The 23,861-nt window shown below is 39.9% G+C and carries 17 protein-coding genes; 5 read left to right on the plus strand and 12 right to left on the minus strand.

Annotation, left to right across the window (positions count from 1 at the left end; translation table 11 throughout):
• Positions 1–286: 286 nt before the first annotated feature.
• The 11 genes from AAW12_RS15475 to AAW12_RS15525 form a co-directional block, all read right to left on the minus strand.
• Complete coding sequence (locus AAW12_RS15475) at positions 287–1,723, minus strand: efflux transporter outer membrane subunit (protein ID WP_046674545.1); 1,437 nt, start codon at positions 1,721–1,723, stop codon at positions 287–289.
• Between the two features lies 1 nt (position 1,724).
• A complete protein-coding gene (locus AAW12_RS15480) occupies positions 1,725–4,886 on the minus strand; it encodes an efflux RND transporter permease subunit (protein ID WP_046674546.1) in 3,162 nt (1,053 codons plus the stop codon).
• 186 nt (positions 4,887–5,072) lie between these two features.
• A complete protein-coding gene (locus AAW12_RS15485) occupies positions 5,073–6,191 on the minus strand; it encodes an efflux RND transporter periplasmic adaptor subunit (RefSeq protein ID WP_053003740.1) in 1,119 nt (372 codons plus the stop codon).
• Between the two features lie 241 nt (positions 6,192–6,432).
• Entirely contained in the window at positions 6,433–7,194 is a 762-nt protein-coding gene (locus AAW12_RS15490) for a LytR/AlgR family response regulator transcription factor (RefSeq protein ID WP_046674547.1), read from the minus strand.
• Positions 7,194–8,297, minus strand: coding sequence for a sensor histidine kinase (locus AAW12_RS15495; RefSeq protein WP_046674548.1), 1,104 nt, complete (start codon positions 8,295–8,297; stop codon positions 7,194–7,196). The genes AAW12_RS15490 and AAW12_RS15495 overlap by 1 nt, the downstream gene beginning before the upstream one ends.
• A 386-nt stretch (positions 8,298–8,683) precedes the next feature.
• Positions 8,684–9,166: a DUF4822 domain-containing protein gene (locus AAW12_RS15500; protein ID WP_046674549.1), complete on the minus strand. Its 483-nt coding sequence runs from the start codon at positions 9,164–9,166 to the stop codon at positions 8,684–8,686.
• A gap of 263 nt (positions 9,167–9,429) precedes the next feature.
• The gene (locus AAW12_RS15505; RefSeq protein ID WP_046674688.1) at positions 9,430–10,857 is read right to left on the minus strand and encodes an efflux transporter outer membrane subunit; all 1,428 of its coding nucleotides are present in this window, start codon (positions 10,855–10,857) and stop codon (positions 9,430–9,432) included.
• 24 nt (positions 10,858–10,881) lie between these two features.
• Entirely contained in the window at positions 10,882–14,070 is a 3,189-nt protein-coding gene (locus AAW12_RS15510; RefSeq protein WP_046674550.1) for an efflux RND transporter permease subunit, read from the minus strand.
• A gap of 14 nt (positions 14,071–14,084) precedes the next feature.
• Positions 14,085–15,287 (minus strand): efflux RND transporter periplasmic adaptor subunit, encoded by a 1,203-nt coding sequence (locus AAW12_RS15515; protein WP_046674551.1) that lies wholly within the window; start codon positions 15,285–15,287, stop codon positions 14,085–14,087.
• A gap of 78 nt (positions 15,288–15,365) precedes the next feature.
• Positions 15,366–15,965, minus strand: a complete 600-nt coding sequence (locus tag AAW12_RS15520) for a TetR/AcrR family transcriptional regulator (RefSeq protein WP_046674552.1) — start codon at positions 15,963–15,965, stop codon at positions 15,366–15,368.
• A 90-nt stretch (positions 15,966–16,055) separates the two neighbouring features.
• Positions 16,056–17,372, minus strand: coding sequence for an ATP-binding protein (locus AAW12_RS15525; protein WP_231585281.1), 1,317 nt, complete (start codon positions 17,370–17,372; stop codon positions 16,056–16,058).
• Positions 17,373–17,873: 501 nt separating this feature from the next.
• Here AAW12_RS15525 and AAW12_RS15535 point away from each other — a divergent pair.
• The 4 genes from AAW12_RS15535 to AAW12_RS15550 all read left to right on the plus strand — a co-directional run bounded on the left by AAW12_RS15535 (position 17,874) and on the right by AAW12_RS15550 (position 22,265).
• Entirely contained in the window at positions 17,874–18,329 is a 456-nt protein-coding gene (locus AAW12_RS15535; protein ID WP_046674555.1) for a DUF1572 family protein, read from the plus strand.
• 55 nt (positions 18,330–18,384) lie between these two features.
• On the plus strand, positions 18,385–18,810 hold the full coding sequence (locus AAW12_RS15540) for a GNAT family N-acetyltransferase (protein ID WP_046674556.1): 426 nt from the start codon (positions 18,385–18,387) through the stop codon (positions 18,808–18,810).
• A 90-nt stretch (positions 18,811–18,900) separates the two neighbouring features.
• Positions 18,901–21,456: a BamA/TamA family outer membrane protein gene (locus tag AAW12_RS15545; protein ID WP_046674557.1), complete on the plus strand. Its 2,556-nt coding sequence runs from the start codon at positions 18,901–18,903 to the stop codon at positions 21,454–21,456.
• 29 nt (positions 21,457–21,485) lie between these two features.
• Positions 21,486–22,265, plus strand: coding sequence for a helix-turn-helix domain-containing protein (locus AAW12_RS15550; protein WP_053003742.1), 780 nt, complete (start codon positions 21,486–21,488; stop codon positions 22,263–22,265).
• Positions 22,266–22,317: 52 nt separating this feature from the next.
• Here AAW12_RS15550 and AAW12_RS15555 read toward each other — a convergent pair whose 3' ends face one another.
• Positions 22,318–22,974, minus strand: a complete 657-nt coding sequence (locus AAW12_RS15555; protein ID WP_046674558.1) for a DUF1349 domain-containing protein — start codon at positions 22,972–22,974, stop codon at positions 22,318–22,320.
• 266 nt (positions 22,975–23,240) lie between these two features.
• On the opposite strand from AAW12_RS15555, the gene AAW12_RS15560 reads away from it, so the two are divergent.
• Positions 23,241–23,849: a class I SAM-dependent methyltransferase gene (locus tag AAW12_RS15560; RefSeq protein ID WP_046674559.1), complete on the plus strand. Its 609-nt coding sequence runs from the start codon at positions 23,241–23,243 to the stop codon at positions 23,847–23,849.
• Positions 23,850–23,861 lie beyond the last annotated feature (12 nt).

Genomic DNA, 23,861 nt, shown 5'->3' on the forward strand with positions numbered 1-23,861 from the left:
CCGTCCAATAAGGACGAAAGATGTTAAATAATAAATTTGATAGAAAATAAGAAGCACAGCAAATCGGTCCATTTCTGGTATTGGGCTTCAGTAATATCGGGAAAAAATATTACGCTACTGGAGGAGGAAGACAACTCGTTCTATTCATCATATTTGTATTTACCCGAAGGTAGGGAATTTTGGGCGCAGCTGCAAAAAACTAATGAAAAAGCCCCTAGGAAGTTTTTGCTTCTAGGGGCGTATATTTATTCAGTTGCCTTTATTTTGTGCTTTTTATTTTCTGCTTTTACGGCGTATTTGGCGGTAAAGTATCCGTTCCGCCACCCAGTGCACGGTAAAGATCTATGGCTGCATTGAGCTTTTCCCGTTTTACTGTAATACGTTCCAAATCATTTTGAAGTGCATTATTTTGGGCAGTTATCACTTCCAAATAGTTTGCCATCCCACTTTTGTAAAGTAAGGCCGCATCAGCGGTGGCTTTGGCGAGGGCATTTGATTTGGCGTGGATAAGTTGCAGGCGCTGTTCTGTATGTTTGATTTTTGCCAAGGCATCCGAAACTTCCGAAACTGCGACCATAACCGACTGTTTAAACTGCAAAGCTATCTTTTCGCGTTCGATGACCGATATCTCATAGTTTGTTTTCAAGGCCCCTTTCTGAAAAATCGGTTGAGCAATATTCCCTGCTATTGTTTTCACAATAGAACCCGGTAGATCAAACCATTTGCTAAATTGAATGGAGTTTGTACCAATGGATGGAGTCAAGCTTATGGAGGGGTACATTGCTGCTTTAGCGAGTCCCATTCTGCTTGTCGCAGCCACAACAGCGTATTCAGCTGCTCTGACATCTGGTCTGCGGCTTAATAGTTCGGCCGGCACCCCTGTGGCAAGTCCGTCTCCAACAATCGTATCATCTAAACTTGCTGTACGTTGAATGCCCTCGGGGAAACCTCCGCAAAGAATGCTCAGCGCATTTTCTTCGACCGCCATATTTTGATGGGCTAGGGGAATCAATAATTCAGCAGTTTTCTTCTGAGCTTCGGCTTGCTCCACAGCAAGCGAACTGACCAGTGACGAGTTGTATTGCAAACGTATCATATTTAATGTGCTATCGCTCAATTGAACATTTCTTTGTGCAATCTTAAGCTGCTCATCCAAAGCAATCAGATTGTAATATGACTGGATGACCTGTACAATAACCCGGGTTTTCAAAGTCGATAAATTTTCCTTTTGGCCAAAAAAATTGGCCAAGGATTCTTCTTTTTGCATTTTTACCTTTCCCCAGATATCGGCTTCCCAAGACAATCTGAGCGTGGCACTATAATCGTCCATATAAGGTGTCCCGATAAATTGGTCACTTAGTGAGCCATTTAAGGAGTTGCTCGATAACCAGGTTCTATTCGCTCCAATGCTTAAATCAGCTGTTGGCAGTAATCCTTTCTTAAACTGCTTGTACGCGAGTTCCAATTGTTGCATGTTGAGGAGTGCTACATTGACGTCTGTATTATTAGATAATGCCTTCTCAATGAGTGATGTCAACAAGGGATCCTGTACAAATTTACGCCAGGATAGCTGCAGGGTGTCGGACGTGAGAACCACGTCGCTGTTTTTAAAATTTTCGGGCATGGCTATCTCCTGACGGGTGTATTTTTTGCCCACACTGCATGCGGACAACAACAGGGTAGTGCTTGCGAAAATTGTTATATAGTGATGAAATTTTTTCATTTTAATCGTTTGTATTGTGTACTGTATTGTCCGTAAGTTTTTTACCTGAAACTTTTTCTTGCAAATATTGGAATACCAGGTATAGTAACGGTATAATGATTACGCCAAGGACAACACCGCTTAACATACCCATTGCTGCTCCCGTACTGATGGAATGGTTACCAGTAGCCGTTCCGCCAGTCGCAAACATCAAGGGTACCATACCGGCAATGAAAGCCAACGAAGTCATCAGGATTGGGCGTAGACGAGCCCGTGCTCCCTCTAAGGCCGAATCAATGAGTGAGGAACCGGCTCTTCTCCGCTGTAAAGCAAATTCAACAATCAAAATGGCATTTTTTGCCAAAAGACCGATGAGCATGATCAAGCCGACCTGGACATAGATATTGTTGTCCAATCCAATGGCACGTGTTCCTAAGAAAGAGCCAATCATACCTGTTGGGATCGATAACAGGACGGCAAGGGGCAATAAATAACTTTCGTACTGTGCTGATAGTAAGAAATAGACAAATAGCAAGCTTAATGCTAGGATAAGTACGGTTTGATTGCCCGAAGACTTCTCTTCCAAGCTAAGTCCCGTCCATTCGTAGCTATAGTCTCCGGGTAACTTGGTCAATACATTTTTCTCCAATGTTTCCATGATCGCACCATTACTGATACCAGGCGTACTAACAACGTTTATCGTGAGCGAATTGTATAAATTATAACGGGTTACCGACTCAGGACCATACACTTTACGAAGTGTGACCAAGGTATTCACAGGGACCATTTGGCCTAGATTATTCTTGACAAATATTTCGTTGAATGCTTCTTTATCGGTTCTATAAATGCCATCCGCTTTAACTGCTATCCGATAGAATTTACCGAAACGATTGAAATTCAATGATTGGTCACCCGCAAAGTAAGTTTGTACGGACGAAAGCATTTCACTGACATCTACGCCAAGCTGAGCGGCTTTGTCTTCATCGACTTCCAGTTCCATTTGAGGATAATCTGCCCTGAACATGGTATAGGCAAATTGCACTCCCGGTTGTTTCATAATCTGCGCAATGACGGAGTCGGACATTGCTTTGAGCTCTACCGGCGATTTACCAGCTCTGTCCTGCAAAACGAGTTCCGCGCCATTCATCATACCATAACCGTCAACAGGAGGGGAGCGAAAAGCCATTGCGTTACCTTCTTTGACACTGGATAATTTTTGTGAGATAACTTGGTGAATCTGATCAATATCGTTCATCTCACCACGTTTCTTTTTATCTTTCAAGCGTATAAATCCTGTCGCATAGGCTGCGCTGGAGTTGTTACCGATCATATTGAATCCAGTGATACTTGTATGGCTTTCAATCGAAGGGATATCGGCCAGTAGTTTTTCGATTTTTTCTACTGCTTTTGTTGTTCGGTCCAGTCCCGTTCCTGGGGGCATTTCCAAACTGTATACGACAAAGTTATCATCTTCCATTGGTACGAAACTTTTGGAAGTGCTTGTCATGAGGTACCCTGCAACGCCAATTGTAGCCAGGATCAAAAGTGCCGAAATCCATTTTTTCTTTGCCAGGAATTTTAATGAACCAACGTATCGATTGGTCATGTTTTCGAAGCCTGCGTTAAACGCTTTGAAAAAACGCTGAGAAAACCCAGTTTTTGAGGTCTGTCCATCTTGATTTTCGGCGTGTGTATTTTTAAGTAATAATGCACATAGTGCAGGTGTCAGCGTCAAGGCATTGATCGCAGAGATCACAATGGCGATCACAAGAGTATAGGCAAACTGTTTATAGAACATACCCGATGAACCTGTCATAAATCCAATGGGAATAAAAACAGCGCACATCACCAAGGTGATGGAGATTACAGCTCCCGTGATTTCACTCATGGCACTATGGGTAGCCTGTTTACCTGTTAAATTGGAAGTCTCCATCTTTCCATGTACTGCTTCGACAACGACAATTGCATCATCGACAACAATACCAATGGCGAGTACGAGGGCAAATAACGTCAATATATTGATGGTAAAGCCAAATACGAGCAGGAAGAAGAAGGTACCTACGATAGCTACAGGGACTGCAATTGCTGGAATAATAGTCGAACGTATGTCTTGTAAGAATAAGAATACAACGAGGAAAACCAAAATGAAGGCTTCAATTAATGTCGAGCGTACTTGGGCTGTACTTTCATCCAAGCGCTCTTTGGTACTGATCAATTTAAAAATCTTGATTCCAGGAGGGAATGAGCGTTGCGCTATTTCAATCTGTTTGTCGATTCCAATTTCAATTTCATTGGCGTTGGAGCCTGATGTCTGGAATATACCGATGGTGACGGTATTGAGACCGTTATTTTGGGAATTACCGCTATAGCTGATCGAGCCAAACTCGATACGTGCGACATCCTTTAAACGTACGATCTGAACATTATTATTTTTAACGATAATGTTTTCATACTGCTCTGGAAGATTCTTTTTCCCCTTATAGCGTATAACATATTCAAGAGGTGCTTTTGATTCCTCCCCTAATTTTCCAGGTGCAGATTCCAGACTTTGTTTGGAAATTGCAGCAATGACTTCTTGCGGCACAAGTCCATAACTTGCCATTTTTTGCGGATTCAACCATACACGCATCGAATAGTCTTTGGAACCGAATACCATGGCCTGACCAACCCCGGGTACACGCTTGATCTGTGGGATCAAGTTGATGTTTACATAATTTTGTAAAAATAGTTCATCATATTTTTTATTATCTTCTGTATAGATATTAAATATCATGATCATACTATTTTGTTGCTTGGAGGTCGTTAATCCCATTCGGACAACTTCCTGTGGCAAGATCGGAGTAGCCTGTTGTACTCTGTTTTGCACGTTGACGGCTGCTTGATCTGGGTTTACACCTGCTTTAAAGACAATGCGCACAGAGAATGTACCATCGTTACTTGCAGTCGATGTAATGTATTCCATGTCCTCCACACCATTGATTTGCTCTTCAAGGGGTGTAACAACTGATCTCAATACTGTTTCGCTATTTCCTCCGGGATAGCTCCCGGTAACTTGGACCGTGGGTGGGGCGATATCCGGGAATCGCGTTTGAGGCAGCCTAAAAAGGCCGATGACCCCCAGTATGACAAATATGATCGATATAACAGTTGCCAAAACTGGCCTGTCAATAAATTTCTTTAACATTTTAGTATAATTTTTATAAAGCTTTTAGTACCATTTTTTTCAAAAGTGCATACGGAACGTATAGGCGTGTTACCGCTCTTTGGACGTTGCAGCTTTTGCCATGATTGCTATTGCCTGGATTTCTCCCATTTATTTAAAAAGGAACTTTTTCAGCAGCTCTGTCGTTGCTATCTACGCTCCATCTGGTTACATGGTGGATTTTTTAGTGGGTTGAACTTGCATTCCATCGTTAAGCATGTCAATTCTATTCATAACGATTTTTTCACCAGCTGTAAGTCCCGATTTAAGTAAATAGGCGTCGGCTGTATTTCCCGCAATTTCAATCTGTTTCATGGAAATTTTGTTCTTTTCGCCAATAACATAAACGAAGTAGCGGTCTTGAATATCCTTGACAGCCGCCATAGGTACCAACAAAACGTTTTCGTGCGCTTTTTTCAAGATTACTTTGGCTGAACCACCCGAACGGAGAATTTTATCAGGGTTGGTGAAACTTGCTTTAAGTGCCATGCTTCCGGTTGTTCTGTCGATGTTACCACTGGCTAATTCTACTTTCCCCGAATGGTTGTATGCCGTTCCATCAGCTAGTAATAGCGTTGCTTGTTGATTGGATGATTTGTTATTCTGATCTTTGATAAAGGCTATAAAATCGGCCTCACTCAATGAAAAATACACATTTACGGTATTGATTTCAGATAGCGTTGTTAACGGTGTCGCATCTGCTGCGGTAATTAAATTTCCGATCCGATTAGGAATACGGCCGATATAACCACTCACTGGAGCATTGATCAACGTAAATTTGGCATTTATTTGAGATGAACCGAGTGCAGCTTGTGCTTGCGCTACCTGTGCTTTAGCTGCTGCATAATTGGCCTCTGCAGTTTTTAACTGTAATTCGGTATACACTTTACCTTCAACAAGTGGTTTGATTTTTTCAATTTCCAATTTCGCGTTTTGTTCTGCCGATAAAGCAGCTTGGTAAGCTGCCTTGCTGTTGTTTACTTGTTCGTTGTAGACATCAGCTTTTATTTTGAAAAGGGGTTGACCCTGGGATACATAGTCTCCTTCTTTGACATAAATCTGATCCAGATATCCCGTTACCTGCGCTTTGACATCGACGTTGACGGTCCCCTCTAATGTACCAGGATATTTTTTTTCGGTCTCCGCGTGGGTAGGAGATAATTCGATAAAGTCAACAGTAACTGCCTGCTCTTGCGGTTGATCTTGGTTGCCTCCACAGGACGATAATAATGCTGCTGCTGTAATAAGTGTAAGGAAAGGTTTTAAAGTCATCGTTCTTTGTGCCATTTTATCATTTTATAATGAAACAAAGAAAAGAATTCTTTTAAGCCATAAGGCAAAGAAATCTACCGAGACGTTACAATTGCTTACTGAAACGTCACAGTGATGAGCTGAATTTTACGATATTAAATGGTACGATCCAATTGTGTTGAAGATATTGGTCTTATCGATTGACATTCCCTTCTTCATCGCGAAAAACTTACTTTACCTTTCTGAGAAAAAAAGGAGCAAGCGGATCAGTTTAGCATTAATAGTCTAACCAATTTTTTAGCAGTTGAGCCTTTTCTCTGCTCACAAGGATTTCCACTTGATCGTTATTTTTAATTTCTATTTTTAGTTTTCCGTTGAAGTGGTTATGTAATCTTTTGATCGCATCTATATGTATAATGAATTGCCTGTTGGCGCGAAAAAATACTTTTGGATTCAATTGCTGTTCGAGTTCTTCCATTGTTTGAGGGACAATTTCGACAGTACCACATTTGAGTTGCGCATGGGTAAGTTTAAATTCGGAGTAAAAGTATAATATTTCTTCAACGAGAATGGTCTTATAACCGTCTTTGAATGGAATTAGAAAACGTGAGCGAAAATCTTTTGGATAGATAAAATCCAATAAACCTTGAAGCGGTTGTTGGTTGATCTGGAGATCTTTTTGATAGTCAAGTTTTTGGATGGCATTTCCCAGCTCTATTTTTTCTACAGGTTTGAGCAAATAATCTATGCTATTGAATTTAAAAGCCCTCACAGCGTATTCGTCAAATGCTGTTGTAAATATGATTGGGCAGTCTATTTTTATAGTCTCTAATATTTCAAAGCTTAAGCCATCGGATAAACGAATATCCATCATGACCAGGTGGGGAAGTTCATTGCTATTGAACCAATTGATGCTATCCGCAATATTATCAAGTACATCCAAAATAACGATGGATGGTTTTATTTCTTTCAAAAGTCGCTTTAAACGATCGGCATTGAGCTTTTCGTCCTCGATGATTAATACTTTGGTTATATTCATTATGCTTGCGCTAAAAGTGGGAGGATAACGTTAAATGTTTTGCCATCATTCTTTATTTGCAGTTTTAAGTTGGATAGCAAATCGTATCTTTTAATGATGTTTGAAATTCCGATTCCCGATGATTCGGATACATTCTCAATAGGAATTAATATATTTTCAACAACAAGTTGATTCTGGGCGTTGGTGTAGACTTTAATTTTCAGCGGTTTTTTCTTATTCGTCTGATTATGCTTTAATGCATTTTCTACCAATAACTGTAAGGTGAGCGGGGGCAATTGAAAATTGCGTTTGGCGGGATTGACGTTTATTTCGAAGTTTACCCCATCGCCAAATCGGTTTTTGATGAGAAATATGTATGAATTTAGAAAGTTGAGTTCTTCTTCGAGTGAGATAATGTCCTTTTTGGAATTGACAAGAAGGTAGCGATATATTTTGGAGAAGTTTTCTGCATATTCATAGCCTAATTGTTGGTCTTCGAGGATGATTTCTGAGAGCACGCTCAGGTTATTAAAGACAAAATGGGGGTCGATCTGTAATTTTAACGATTGAAGTTCTGTTTCAAGAATGACCTGATCAAGCTTTGCTGCGCGCATGGATTCATTCTTCCAGTTGGTGATCAAATGACTACCAATATTGATCCCCATGATCATCAACGCAATCAATACACTGATTGTAATGTTTTGAATCATCCCCCTTTTTTCCTCCAAAGATGGTGCTATAGTAACATTTTGAGGTCCAAAATAATATTTTGAAATCAGGTACTCCAGAAGTAAATTGATAAAGAGTACTGCAAAAAGGTTGATGACGGTTTCGAGTAGAAGTCGCTCTGTCGGACTATCTTTCCAGGTTAAGAACTTATTAAGCTTGTCATGGACAATGATACTAAATTCGGAAATGATAAAGCTATAAATGATCGTAAATGTCCATTCACCGAGTATTTCAAACATATTCCGTTTAAAATAGCCATCCCAGCAACTCGAGAAAGGATCAATAATATAGGCGACGAGATAAATAAGCAGAAAGGACAGAAAGGTAAATATCAGCCTTTTTTTATTTGTACTAATTAGAGTCTTATCGTTTTTATAGATCGCTATATCCTGCATTCTTTTAACTTATCTGTATCGGTGAAATCTATGCAAATTTCGTAATTCCTTTTAGTATTGGACGACAAATTTCTGCTGAAGCGTATAAAGCCCTGACTGAAATATCAATTTGATGCACTCAGGCGTATATTGACGAAGGCTGATAGATGATCTAACCTTGGCCTATCAGTATATAATTCATAATGAAATCCCTGTGATATTTTTTTTAATATATTGTAAATCTTGTAGTTATCTTTTGTTTTGTAATCATTTGATCTAATAGTGTCAAAGAGTGACTTTGAATATGGAATTCGTTTTTAGCGATAGACAGAAAGGCTTGACATCATTTCGTCAAGCCTTTCTGTTTTATTGTGGTTACTATTTTTTTCGAAGTATTATCCTATAAATTATTTTGGCTCTTGATGAGTTGTTGGTGTATGGATGATATCGAAATAGATCGTTTTGTCATTAGCGTTTGGATAAACTCTATAAGTGAATTCTTTCTTTGTTAATACCGTAATATCAACCACACGAGTAAACAACGTTTCTCCAGCAGCATTTTTAGCAACAATTGTTCTCGTTTTACCATCTGCAGATACGGTCCAGTCGCCGTGCATTTTTGGAGAATTGTCAAGATTGAACATTGTAAAAGTACCATCAGATTTGAAATAAGCAAATCCTACAAAATTTGCCACGTTAGCATCTGTTAATACTACACTTTCACCTTTATTATTCTTTGCGTTTGTTGTTTCCCATGGCGTACTGGCTAATATTTCGCTTGGGGTAAACTGGGGTTCAACAACAGTTTCGTCATCTTTACTGCAGCTCACCGCTACTAACGTGCTTAAGGCGATACATATCGCTAATGCAATTTTTTTTAAATCTCTCATTTTATAAAATTTATATGATGTCACAAAAGTAATCGCATTGTTTCAGCGGCATTTGTCTCTTTTATTCCAAGGTTTGAAGGATTTATAAATTGAATGCGATCGGGTTGTTGAAGAAATTCTAAAAAATAGAAAAAGCTTATGTATTGCCTGATTTGAAGTTTGCTTTACAGGGCGTTATGTTTAAAAATAAAACAGGGGACCCTAAGGGCCCCCCATCTACCAGATATGTATAATAAAATTAGAAAATTGCTTTTTATACCGCATTAGTTATTGCTCCATCCACCTCCCAATGAACGGTATAGATCAACAACAGCAGAAAGCTCCGCTTTTTTTACCTGAGCAAGTTCGAGCTCACTTTGTAAGATATTGCTTTGCGCTGTGATTACTTCCAAGTAGGTGGCCATTCCTGTTTCAAACAAAAGATTGGCATGCTTTGTCGCTTGCTTTAAACGCGTCGTTCTATCCGAAGTAATCTTTTGTTTTTCTTTCAATTTTTGAATTGAAATTAAAGCATCGGATACTTCCCCAGCGGCTGAAATTACTTTTTGCTTGAAGATCAATACATTCTTTTCCTGTTCGACACGCGCTAGCTCATATTGCGTTTTTAATTCCTTGCGTTGGAAAATAGGTTGTGTAATACTCCCTGTAATTGCACCAAATAATGATGCGGGCAAGTTGAACCAATTACTTGCTTTGAATGCATTTACCCCAGCTTCGGCACTAATTACCAAGGAAGGATACATGCGCGCTTTTGCATACTGTTGATAGGCCTGTGAAGCTGTAATAGCTAGTTCGGCTTGTTTTACATCCGGACGGTGGCTCAACAAATCAGCTGGTATGCCAGTTGCTAGCTCTTCGGGGAACTGGATGTCCGTCAATTTCTCCGCTGTTTTAATCTCTTGTGGGAGTTTTCCGCTAAGAATCTGAATGGCATTTTCCTGAATAGTGATCTGCCGTTCAAAGTCAGGGATTAACGCCGCTGCGGACAATCGTTGCGCATCAACCTGTTCCAACGCAAGCAGCGTAATGTCACCAACTTCATATTGCTGTTGGACGATGCGTAAGGTTGTATCGCTTAATTGCAAGTTTTGTTTGGCGATATCACGCAATTGATATAACATCAGCAGTTGATAGTAACCTTGTGCAACTTGTGCAATTAATTGGGTTTGAATTACTTTTTTAGCTTCTTCTGTTTGCAGATAGGAAGCTAAAGCAGCGATATTTTGATTTTTGATTTTACCCCATAGATCGGCCTCCCAGGATAAACCTAAGGATGCCGTATAATCCTCCACATGATGTTGGCCTAAAAACTGTCCGAGGCTCAATCCATTCATACTGTTATTGGATGGATTGGTGCTATTTCCCCTGATCTGTAATTGGGCTGAGGGAAGATAGTTCGCTTTTGCTTGTTTCAGGCTCAGTTGAGACGCTTCTATGTTTTTCAGTGCTAACTTCATATCTAAGTTATGTTGTATTGCACTGTCAATCAATGTCTGTAGGATTTGATCTTTAAAAAAATCGCGCCATGGAATAGAGCCAATGCTAGTTTCCTGCGGAGCTTTAGCTTGGTCGCGGTACTGTTCGGGTAAGTTAGGGGCAAGGTGTTGATTGCTGACCAACTTATCTGTTTTACAGGACCATACGACAAAAGATAAGATGAAAACCGTCAGTAACTTTGCTTTACTATTCATATATTTAAATTTTGTCATGATATACTAATTGTTTGTATGCACGGGTATTTCCAACGAAGCGGTCTCGCTTTCATACTGTTTTTGCTTCGGGACACCAGCTATTTTCTCTTGGATAAATTGGAAGAAAATAAAGAGAATCGGGATAATAAAGAGCCCTAAAACTACTCCGGTGAACATCCCACCCGCAGCGGCAATACTGATGGAATGATTTCCTTGAGCAGACGGACCTACGGCTGTCATCATTGGAATCATACCAACAATAAAGGCTAAAGAAGTCATGATAATAGGCCTCAAACGTAATCTTGCGGCTTTAAGTGCAGCGCTAGGAATCGATAGCCCCTGTTTGCGCCCTTGAATAGCAAATTCCACAATCAAAATGGCATTTTTGGCCAGTAAACCAATCAACATGACAAGTGCGACTTGTACATAGATGTTGTTGGCGATATCAGTGAAGCTAATTGCTGGAAAGACGCCAAATATACCGGTCGGAATGGATAGAATAACCGCTAACGGAATGATGTAGCTTTCATATTGTGCCGCAAGCAAGAAGTAAACAAATATCAGACAGAGAATAAAAATCAATGTAGACTGTCCTCCGGAGACAATTTCTTCCTTGGTCATACCTGAGAATTCATAGGTAAATCCAGTAGGCAATTGTTGTTTTGCAACTTCCTCAACTGCACGGATAGCGTCACCAGAACTATATCCGGGTTTTGGTATTGCATTTATGCCAATTGAATTAAACAAGTTGTAACGCGATGCTGTTTCCGGCCCATATACACGTTCTAATTTGACTAATGTATTAATGGGAACCATGTCACCTAATCTGTTTTTTACAAAAATACCGTCCATTGAAGTAGGTTCACTTCTATCCTTGGCATCAGCTTGGACCATCACACGATAGTACTTTCCAAAACGATTAAAATCTGAAGCTTGGGCACTACCAAAATAGGCCTGCATGGTTTGTAATATACTTTTTGTGCTTACGCCAAGTTGCTCTGCCTTGATATCATCTACCTGGAGCTCATATTGTGGATAATCCGCTTTGAAGGTTGTGAAAGCCATCATGATTTCAGGACGTTTCATCAGTTCGCCAATAAACTTCTGGCCTACGCCACTGAATTTTCCAAGTTGTCCACCAGTTCTGTCCTGCAATACCATATCCAGACCGTCAACATTACTGAACCCTGGTACTGTAGGGAAGGTAAAGACAAAGAAATTTGCGCCTTTGATATTTGCCAGGCGTTGATTCACATCGGCCATAATCGCATTGATGTCTTTTATCTGACCACGTTCTTCATGTGGTTTAAGGAGGATAAACGCAACACCCGCTGAAGGACTTGTGGATTGTGTTAAAATATTGAAGCCGGCAAGTACATTTAAAGTTTTGGTAAAATCAGCATGCTGAAGTTGCTTCTCAGCTTCGGCTAATGCCCCAGAAGTACGATCTAAAGAAGCGCCTGCAGGCATGGATAAAGAAATGGCAATAAATCCTTGGTCTTCCGACGGAATAAATCCAGTAGGTGTTTTACGGATCATAAATATTGTCAAAAGTAGGGTAATCGCCAATCCTGCAAATGCAACCCACTTGTAACGGATCAAGAAGCGCAGACTTCCTAAATAGTTTTTAGTCAACCGGTCAAATCCAACATTGAATCCAGCAAAGAAACGTTCCTTGAAATTAAGTTTCTTAGCATCAGCATGACCATGATGCGTTGGTTTTAAGAAGAGTGCACATAACGCAGGACTTAGTGTCAAGGCATTAATTGCTGAAATAACGATTGCAATCGCTAACGTGAAAGCAAATTGTCGGTAAAACACTCCGGTAGAACCTTCCATAAAGCCGATGGGAAGGAATACGGCAGACATCACCAATGTAATCGAGATAATTGCCCCGGTGATTTCGCTCATGGCAGATGTTGTAGCGAGCTTAGGTGGGAGATTTTCATGTTCCATCTTGGCGTGCACTGCCTCGACGACCACAATTGCATCATCGACGACAATCCCAATGGCAAGCACCAGGGCAAACAAGGTCAATAGATTGATTGAAAAGCCGAAGAGCTGCATGAAGAAAAATGTTCCCACGATGGCTACTGGTACTGCAATCGCTGGTATTAATGTCGATCTAAAGTCCTGAAGGAATAGAAAGACAACTAAAAATACCAATATAAATGCTTCAACTAGTGTATGTTTTACTTGGTCAATAGATTGATCAAGTGCATCTTTTGTGTTGTATAAAACGAGATATTTGACACCTTTCGGAAAGCTTAAAGAGGCTTTCTCCATGAATTTTTGAATCGCGATCTGAATTTCATTTGCATTCGAACCTGCCAGCTGCATTACCCCAATATTCAATCCTGCTTTGCCATTGATACGGGTGTGGCTCGCATAGGTATAGGATCCCAGTTCAACACGAGCGACGTCTTTGAGTTTAAGTACTGAGCCGTCAGTGTTGGAGCGGATAATAATATTTTCGTAGTCACTTGGTTGGTTGAGTTTACCTTTATATTTGATCACAAATTCAAAAGCTTCGCGGCTGCTCTCGCCGAATTTACCAGGAGCAGCTTCAACGTTTTTATCTTGAATTGCAGCCATAACTTCCTCAGGCGTTAGTTTATAGGTCGCCATTTGATTTGGATTAAGCCATACCCGCATGGAGTAGTCTTTGCTACCACCAAACGCCAATGCTTGTCCAACACCAGGTATCCGTTTTAGTTCGGGAATAATATTGATTTGCGCGTAGTTGGTAATAAAGGTCTGATCGTATTTACTCTGATCTTCCGTATAGAGATCCAATACCATGATCAAGCTGTTTTGCTGTTTTGCTGTGGTAATTCCGGCTTGTACAACCTCAGCGGGCAATTGGCTGGTTGCCTGAGCCACACGATTTTGGACGTTCACAGCAGCTTGGTCAGGGTCAGTGCCAAGTTTAAAATATACGGTAATCATTAACGAGCCGTCGTTACTGGCAGTAGAGCTCATGTAGCTCATATTTTCAACACCGTTGATTGACTCTTCGAGTGAGGGAGCTACGGCACGGAGTACCGTTTCGGCATTTGCCCCGGGATATAATGCCGTTACTTGCACCGCGGGCGGTGCAATATCGGGAAACTGCTGCAAAGGCAGTTTGAGGATACCAATCACCCCCAATATGACAAGTAATATGGAGATAACGGTAGCGAGTACAGGTCTTTCTATAAATTTCTTAAGCATGTGATTTTCTAATATTATAATGAATTGATGCTATCTCTTGATAAAGCTTGTGGCGTAATTTTCTGCCCATCCTGAAGCAGGTCAATGCCTTTGTAGACAATCCGATCTCCCGCATTCAGTCCTTTGCTTACGAGGTAATTTGCACCACTTTTTCCGATGACAGTAATGGGCTGTTGAACAACTTTATTTTCTTTGCCAACGGTGTAAACGAAGATTTTATCCTGCATTTCAAGGGTAGCAAGTTGAGGTACCAATAATGCTTGTGCATACTTCTTCTGTAGTCTTACACGGCCGGTATTTCCGTTACGTAAAACCCCTTCCGGATTGTTGAACGTCGCGCGGAGGGTAATCGCACCTGTATTTTTATCAAACTGGCCATCCACCATATCAATTTTTCCTTTCTGATCATAAATTGTCTGATCCGAAAGAACTAAGCTGATCGGAGGGAGGTTGTGAAGCTTTTGTTGTAAATTACTACCTTCTGTATTGTTTTTGAATGCGATAAAGTCATTTTCTCCCAATGAGAAATAGACATGGAGATCCCTTACATTTGACAATGCTGTAAGTGGTTGGGAGTCTGTAGGTCCCACTAAACTCCCTTGTTTGCGCTGCAATCTACCGATGTATCCTTCGGCTGAAGCCCGTATTAGCGTGTATCCGACATTGATTTTCGCCGTTTCAACCGCCGACAGTGCCAGTTGTACATTCGCTTTAGCGGCGTTACGTGCGCTAATTGCAGTTTTTAACTGAAAGTCTGTCAGTACTTTGGTGTTCACCAGCTTTGTTTTCTTTTCCACTTCTAACTCGGCGTTTTCTAAGGCAGCTTTTGCTGCTAGCAAATTTGCCTTCGCTTGATTCAATTGTTCCTGATAGGGGCGGTCGTTAATCTTAAAAAGCGCCTGACCTTTATTTACTTTAGCGCCTTCATCGACATAGATGTTTTCCAAAATCCCTTCTACTTGTGGCCTGATCTCAATATTGGCCGAAGCTTCAATAGTTGCTGGATATTCTTGATAAACCGTCTCATTACCATTCTCGATGGTAACGACCGGAAGGTTAACCGGTGGTGGATCAATGGGTTTGCTCGTGCCTGTTGAACAACTATATAGAAAGATTGCACTGAGCACATATGCAGTCTTTACGATATTAATTCGTTTAACACTGTTAAGTGTTGGAACGTAAATCCTTTTAAGACTTGGGGATAAATTTGTTTTCATGTGATATTAAAAATTGAAGTTTTGGTATATTTAACGGTGTTAGATTTCTTAACGTTGTATTTTTTGGTGTAAAAAAAATTAGTCAGTCAGGGAGCGTGTGATGCCGTAAATCGCATCCTTTAAAACCTCTTGATTGGTATTGTCGCCATTGCCTTGGTTCACCAAATTGATCGAAATCAATCCATGTATAATAGACCAGTAGGTGAAATACTTTCTGCAGATCAATTCTTCGGATGGATTTTTCTCTTTCATGATTTCACGGATGACATCACTTATCAATTTTCCATGGGATTCAGCACATTTATAGGTTTTTTCAAAACCACAACAGGCCGTTCCCACACCAAACATTAATTGGTACAATTCGCGTTCTTCGAAAGCAAAATCCCAATAGCTAAACCACATTGCTTCCAATTGTTTCTCCAAATCGGTTTCAGTTGATTTGGCTTGTTTTACCTTTTTGGCAAGCAGGAGATAGCCTTGGTTAGCAAGCTCCATTAAAATGGCATCTTTATTGGCAAAATACTCATATATCATGGGGGCGGTATATTCGATGATATCCGCAATTTTGCGCATACTCAAGGCTTGCCATCCTTCTTCTTTGACGATTTGGAGCGCAGCATCTAGAATATTGGTTCTATTCTCATCTTTGAGCCGTTGTATGCGTTCTTTACTACCCATGCTAATGCGTAAATAATTTAACAGTGTTAAGCAAAAGTGATACTTTTAATTTTAATTATTGACATCTAAAAGTCATTAAATAAAAATACATTATTTTTTCTGCTCGGCGGAAGCGCTTTCATTCTTCTCAGCACGAGTTATAAGCTGTTTTATGCGATTCTTTTCTTTGTCAGTTAAGGGAAGTGCCTGTTCGATGATAGGGAGGATTTCCGTGCTTTTTTCCGACTGCAATAACAGGTCTATGAAACCGAGATAGGTGCGGATAAGGTCTGTTTTAATGCCGAAGAAAATGCGTGGATCTACAATATATAGTTCCTGTATTAATGCTAACAATAGTTTTTTTCTTTTTTTATCTTGTTCCGAGCTGCTGTATTCGGGCAATAGGCCCTTTCTTTCAAGATCTGTTAGTTTTACCGCGACAGCGTGCTCTAGTACATATTTTTTTTGCTTTCTATCGAGTAAATCACGTAACTCAGCAAGTAAATTCCGATAAATAACTTGTTTGGCCTTCCCCGAGAAAAGACTATCTTCTGTAGAAAGGAAGATATCTTGTTGTTCAAAATGGTCAAAGAAGCCAGATTCCACATAAACAGAATGGTGGAAATTAATGGCATTATTGTTGAAACTGCTGAGTACTTTTGCAATTTCCTTTTTATCGCTATTCAGAAAATAATAATAATATCGATCACCAATTTGTTGGTTCCATCGAATGTAATTGATGGTAAAATGATAAGAAGTATCACGATCAGGGCTATAGCCTGTCCAAGAAATCTGGTCTGTCTCTTCGATTAAATGGTCATAAGCTAATAGCTTTCCATTGACGCGTATGGCGTAATTCCTATCCTTATTCAAGTAGAGAAACCAGCCAAACTCTTGTGCGAGGAAATTGTTAAAGTCGTCGCTTTCAAAAAATGTAGCATTAAGTCCAAAAACGCCTTCAAGAGTAACTTGTGTTCCTGTATTGTTATGTGCTACTGGTGTGCTTTCACTGATATCGTATTGCTCTTTACTATCGCGATCGATTTGAATTCGGTAGTTTGAGAAATATTTATTCTCTTGAAAAACGGTACTCCAAATTGCGCGTGTTGCAAAAAGCGAGAAAGAAAATCGGCCCTTTCCCTTTTTTCCTCTTGTATAGGAGCTCCGTTTGAGACTATTCTTTTTTATAGAATCCAAAAAGTTTCCAAATGAGGAAGAAAGTGTCTCTAGGTGTATGCCTTCGCCATTGTCCTGTATGCTTATACGATTAATGTAGCCTAATTCATTACTGTCTATGAAGAGTTCGATCTGTGTGGCTTTGGCATCAAATCCATTCCAGATGTATTCAGCAATGGCATGTTTGGGATCTTTGGGGAGCCCTGCAGATTCGATACTTTGGTTCGTTATTTTTGTGCTTTTCTTCATCATAAAAACAGTTTAGCTTAAAACTTGTATATAAAACAGATGGAAATAATTTGGTCGATTAATTCCATTTCAATGTACGCTATTTTTTAGATCTCTGGATTAGAAATGTGAAAAAATAAGCAAGTCCACAATAGATAATAAGATCGAAAAGAAGATAAATAGAATTGAAACTACTTCGATTCTCAGGTTCCACTGAGCGCTTGCCACCAATATATTCATAAAAAGGAAATGGAAAACCCAATCTGTCATTTCCATCGGATAGGCTATCGCATTTGGCGAAGAGAATGGTGGTCGTAACTGTTATTACACTAAAAATTACCCAGGTTTTCTTTGGGAAATTTGAAACTATCTTCATGGTTATAGCTCTTTAAGTTGTTTAAAATTACATAATATCATGCGGAGATGTATATTTCTGATTCGTATCAATATGGCTATTTAACGCTTAAGCTGATGTGTTGATATAGAAATTGCTTTTTTGAGTAGAAATATATCTAAATTTAGTCTATGCTTATAGAAACTTTAAAAAGCCTTTTCCAACGGGACTTAAACAGGCTGCGGGATGAAATTTCATTGTACAAACAAGAAGGAAATATATGGCTTATTGAACCAAATATTGCCAATTCAGCGGGCAATCTATGTCTACATTTGATTGGAAATCTTCAAACGTACATCGGTGCCGAAATAGGAAAGACAGGGTATATTAGGGATCGAGCTGCTGAGTTTTCGTTAAAAGATATTCCTCGAACACGATTAATAGAACAGGTAGATGATACGATTGATGTGGTTACCCGCTCTTTGGATCTCTTGTCAGAAGAGAATCTGCAAGAGATATATCCCATACTCGTGTTTGAAGAAAAAACAACGACGCAGTATTTGCTCGTTCATCTGACCACCCATCTAACTTATCACCTTGGCCAAATAAATTATCACCGCCGATTGTTGGATCAACCTGATGCATAACTGAAGTATTGGGTGATCTATTCTTATTCTAAAACATAGGAAACAAATTTATAGTATGGACTTAAGAAAAGCGGTATTATCTGATGCCTTGGAGCTCGTAAGGTTGACCGAGCAACTGGGGTATCCAGCCGATATTGAAGGAATGAAAATTATTTTGGACGATCTGTTGCGGCAGCAGGAGTATGCTGTATTTGTGGGGGCCATTGACAATAAAGCTGTTGGCTGGATTCAAGTTCATCAGGTTATCAGTATGGAGACTGATGTTTATGCGGAAATCATGGGATTGGTTGTCGATGAGGAATATCGAGGTCGGGGGCCGGGTCGATTATTATTGCATGCGACATCCGATTGGGCTAGGTCAATAGGATGTCGCCGTTTGCGTGTTAGATGTAATACCATTCGAACCGAGAGCCATAAGTTTTATCAAAATAGCGGTTTTATACTAAAAAAGGAGCAGAAAGTTTTTGATTCTTTGCTTTAAAAGGTGAACTTTAGCCCAAATAGATATCGAGACCATCAAACATTCTACCTGTATCGACTGTTGATTTCTCGAGGACCCGACTTAGATAAAATGAGAAGAATCTTTACATTAATTGCCTGTTGCTGTGTTTTTAATTCGCATGCGCAGCGTATGGACAGTATTACCACGGTGATCGCACCTGAGTATGACCGAGTGGGATTATTGCATCGATTTTGGCTTGGAGATAGTTACCGTAAATTATACAATACTCCTGTTAAGATGCGTGTGATGGATCTCGCTACAGAGCGAGGTGGCCTTCAGATCGTCAAGTTGGGCGGCGGGATGCAGACCCAGTCGCTTCGACTGGTAGATTCTTCGGGTAGGGAGTGGGTTCTCAGGTCCATTCAGAAATACCCTGAACGCAGTCTCCCGGAAAGCCTCCGAAAAACATTTGCAAAAGATATTGTACAGGATCAGATTTCGATACATCATCCATTTGGAGCATTGACCGTTCCGCCATTTAACAAAGCCTTAGGAATTCCTTCAGCCTCGCCGGAACTGGTTTTTGTGGGAGATGACCCAAGGTTTGGCGAGTATCGTGAGGTATTTAAGAATAGAGCCTATATGTTTGAGGCGCGTACCCCTTTTGAGGATCAAAAAACGGATAATAGCGCAAAAGTCATGCGTAAAGTGTTGGAAGACAATGATACACAAATTGATCAGAAGCTCACGCTACGTGCACGATTGTTAGACTTTACGTTGGGCGACTGGGATCGCCATCAAGATAACTGGCGTTGGGATCCTGAAAAAGAAAAAGGTAAAAAGATCTATACCCCCGTCCCTAGGGATAGGGATAAGGTGTACTATAAAACTTCGGGGGTATTTCCAACGTTACTTTCCTATCAATGGTTGAAGGCCCATTTGCAACCCTTTAGTCCACATATCCGCAATGTACCACATTGGAATTTTAATGCAAGTACTTTTGATCATTTTTTTCTCACGCATCTTACGGAGGACGAGTGGATTGACGAAATACAATTTGTTCAGAAAACATTGACGGATTCGTTGATTCATCAGGCTATGTTAACGATGCCTGATACCATTGTGAAAATGAGCGCGAATGAACTGGAAACAAATATTCGTTCAAGAAGGGACGAACTGATGGAAAGTGGATTAACCTACTACCGATTTCTAGCCCGTGTCGTTGAACTACCATTGTCCGCCAAATCTGAATTTGTAGATGTCGATTACAATAGTGATGGTTCGGTCACTGTCAATATCCATAACAAGAAAAAGGATGGGACCGAAGGGCGAAAATTGCTAAAACGTACTTTTGTACCTGATCAGACCAAAGAAGTTCGCATATATGGTATATCGGGCGCTGATGAATATAAGTTCCATGGATCGGGCAAATCGCCCATAAAGGTTCGGATTATCGGTGGTGATGGTCAGGATTTGTACCGTACAACAGACAAATTTGCCAATGGCAGCAAAGTTTATATCTATGATGGTAAAGACCAGGTTCAGGGTACTATCCAGGTTGATGATGCTATTCATCTGAAATTGAGCAAAGATAGCGCTGTCCATACGTTTGACTATGACAATTTTGTCTATGATCGTAAAGGAGTTGTTTTTAATTTGGACTATGGCGTTGACCGCGGACTTATTTTTGGACTGGGGTATATGATCGAAAATCAAGGATTCAGAAAGAAACCTTATGCGTATAGGCATCAGTTTCTTGCCAGTTATTTGACCGGTCGCGAATCATTTATGTTTGATTACAAAGGTAATTATAAGAAACTCATTGCAGGGCATGATCTTTACATTCATCTTTCATCCCTTGGGCCCAAAAACTTGAGCAACTTCTTTGGGTATGGAAATAATACCATTTTTGATAAATCGGATTCAAAGCGCATTTCCTATTACCGAAATCGATTTGATCTTGTGAATGGTGATATTTTTCTAGAAAGATACCTAGCCCCCAAATTCAAGGTTTTCTATGGACCCTCCTCCGAATATTATAACAGTAAAGAATTAAATAATGTTGGACGATACTTTGAAGAGTTTCATGAAAAATATCCTTCGGAGCCTATCTACGGTAGTAATTTTTTCACTGGGGTCACCACTGGTATAGATTACGATACCCGCGATAATATCAGTAATCCAAAATCGGGAGTACATTTTCACACTAGATTGGGGTGGAATGCTGAAATTGGAGGGGAGGGCCGCAACTATACAAAATTGCAGCATTCCATGAGTTTTTATAAAACGGTTGCCGACAACTACGTCACTTTTGCCAATCGTGTCGGATTTGATGCGGTATGGGGAGATCCCTATTTTTATCAGCACGCACAAATTGGAGGGGAAATGAGCTTAAGAGGGTATAATTCTCGTCGATTTACGGGCAAAACAGCGCTTTATAATAATTTTGACATGCGATTAAAATTATTTAGCTATTCTTCTTACATTGTTCCTGGAACAGTAGGGGCAATTGGTTTTTATGATGTCGGTCGAGTCTGGATGAGTCATGAAAATTCCAATAATTGGCATATGGGATATGGTGGCGGAATTTATTTTATGCCAGGAGATCTATTAACTATTCAAGGAGTAATAGGGTTCAGTAAAGAAGCAACCTTGCCTTATCTCCGAATTGGACTTTCTTTTTAAAGACCTAAAACGAAGCTTTTAAGTATAAAATGAAATCGGAGATCAAAAAAAAATTAGATAGAAATTTTGCTGAGCGTAGATTACGAAATAGCAGCATCGATTTATCTGTGCTAAAACACTATAAAAGTTACGCAAAAACTTTTGCCGACATTCATAACGGTATAGTCGTACTGAGTGACCTGACGGCGAACTGGAGTTATACCTATATGGGGACAATTGCAGAACGACTTTACCTTCCTTCAGATGAAAAGAAGCTGGAAATAAACGGTATTTGGGAAGATTTTCTTCTCGAACGTGTTTACCCCGATGATTTGGCCATTAAGCATGCTTTGGAGCTTCAATTTCTCAACTTGGTCAAAAAAATGGATCTAGCGGAGCGATTCAATTATCAAGCAAACAGTATACTTCGGGTCGAAGGGAGAGAGGGGCAAATCATCCAGCTGTTCCATCAAATTTTTTACTTAGACACCCCAGGACCGGAATTCCCCCAGCTGGCTTTATGCTGTTATACCTTACTACCAGAAACTGAAACTTCAATTAATCTTCGAAATTATATCCTCAATCAGGTAACAGGCGTAGTCCATCACTTAGATGGCTATGGTGCGAAAACTTCGATTAGTACACGAGAGAAAGAAATTTTAAGCTGCATCAAGGAGGGGATGATTAGTAAACGAATTGCCGAAAAATTAGGGTTGAGCATTAATACCGTTAACAGGCATCGGCAAAATATACTCCAAAAGCTTCGTGTACGAAATTCATATGAAGCAGTGAGTGTGTTTAACAAAATGCAGCAGGACATACTGACTTAAGATGACGCCCGCCTATGGGGCTGTCTAAGACGGGCGTCGATATTTTTTAGTTTCAATTATTCTCTTTCAGCCATTTGCTTCGACGTTGATCTGCAAGGTGTTTGATCGTAAAATAGTCAAATTTCGTCTGAAAGCCATTGCCGTCTGGTGAAGCTGCCATTAAACCAACCATAACAGGGTGATTATCCTGCAGCCAGGCATTCCTCATCATGATATACTCCTTGTCATCAAAAGAATAGAAAAATTCGACAGCATCTAATCGACGTATTGCTTTGATCCAAATAGAAGGGATTTCCTTATCTATTGGAATAATGCTCCAATCACTCGTTTTATGCGTAACGACTGTACTCAAATTGTATTTTCCATCCACAAATTCTATCCCTGCTTTTATATAATTCTCCTGATCAATGCGCAACATGAGACCTGCTTGGTCAAAGCGGGTTTGGTAGTTCGCCGAGATCTTTGCCTTGACTTCAAACTCTCCCCCGCGTAGCGTATAGAAAAAGGGGGCGTCATCTACTGTAAATCCATAATGAGAGATACGCCAATAATCGCTTTTAGGCGTAACAAACATCGACAGAGAATTGTCTTTGATGTTCCATTCTGTTGGTTCGTTAAACCAAAGCATCTTATCCAATTTTTGTGCGCTGGCATGTATCGTAAGCAATGGAAATAATGAAGCTGCTAAAAATGTCTTTATAGTTTTCATGTTTTTGTTTTTGTGATGATATTCATTTTCATCAGCAAAGATATTTAAGCATAGCCCAGGTTTTCAATACTGATAAATAACCATGATTTCAATAATTCATCCCATTGTAATTTATTTGCAATTTAATTGCATTTAATATTTTTGCTACATAGTTGCAATAGTGAAAAATACTATCTTCGCTGAGTTGACTTTTAATCCACTGTAGTACCGAATCGGTATAGCAAACAAGATCGATTTCAATTTTAAACAATATAAGCAACAGCAGTATGGAATTTTGGGAACGTAATTTTATAGAGAAGCAAGAAATGTGGGGGGATGAAGCCGCAAAGTCTACAACGTTAGCAGTAGGCTTTTTTTTGGAACACAATATCAAAAATATACTGATTCCTGGATTCGGCTACGGTCGCAACGGTCGTCCTTTTTTGGAAAACGGAATAAAAATTACAGGAATTGAGATTTCAAAAACAGCAATAGAGCTTGCAAGGAAATACATTGGAACCGATACGATAATCCATCATGGTTCGGTTAATGAAATGCCTTTTGATCAGGATATATATGACGGTATATTTTGTTACGGGCTTATTCATCTATTGGACGCTGATGAACGTAATGCGTTAATCCAGCATTGCTTTGACCAATTAGCTGAAGGAGGTTACATGATTTTTACAGCCGTATCAAAGCAAGCAAGCATTTACGGAAAGGGGGAGGCCATAGACACTGATCGATTTGCAATGTTTGGTGGAGTACATATGTTCTTTTACGATGTTGATTCCATTCATGCTGAATTTGATCCCTATGGATTAATGGAAATTAGGGAGGTAGAGGAAAATTTTCCATTCTACTTCATCATTTGTCAGAAGAGGATTAATATTTAAATATATATATTT

It is taken from the genome of Sphingobacterium sp. Ag1 (assembly GCF_000988325.1).
In the GTDB taxonomy this organism is placed as follows: Bacteria; Bacteroidota; Bacteroidia; order Sphingobacteriales; family Sphingobacteriaceae; genus Sphingobacterium.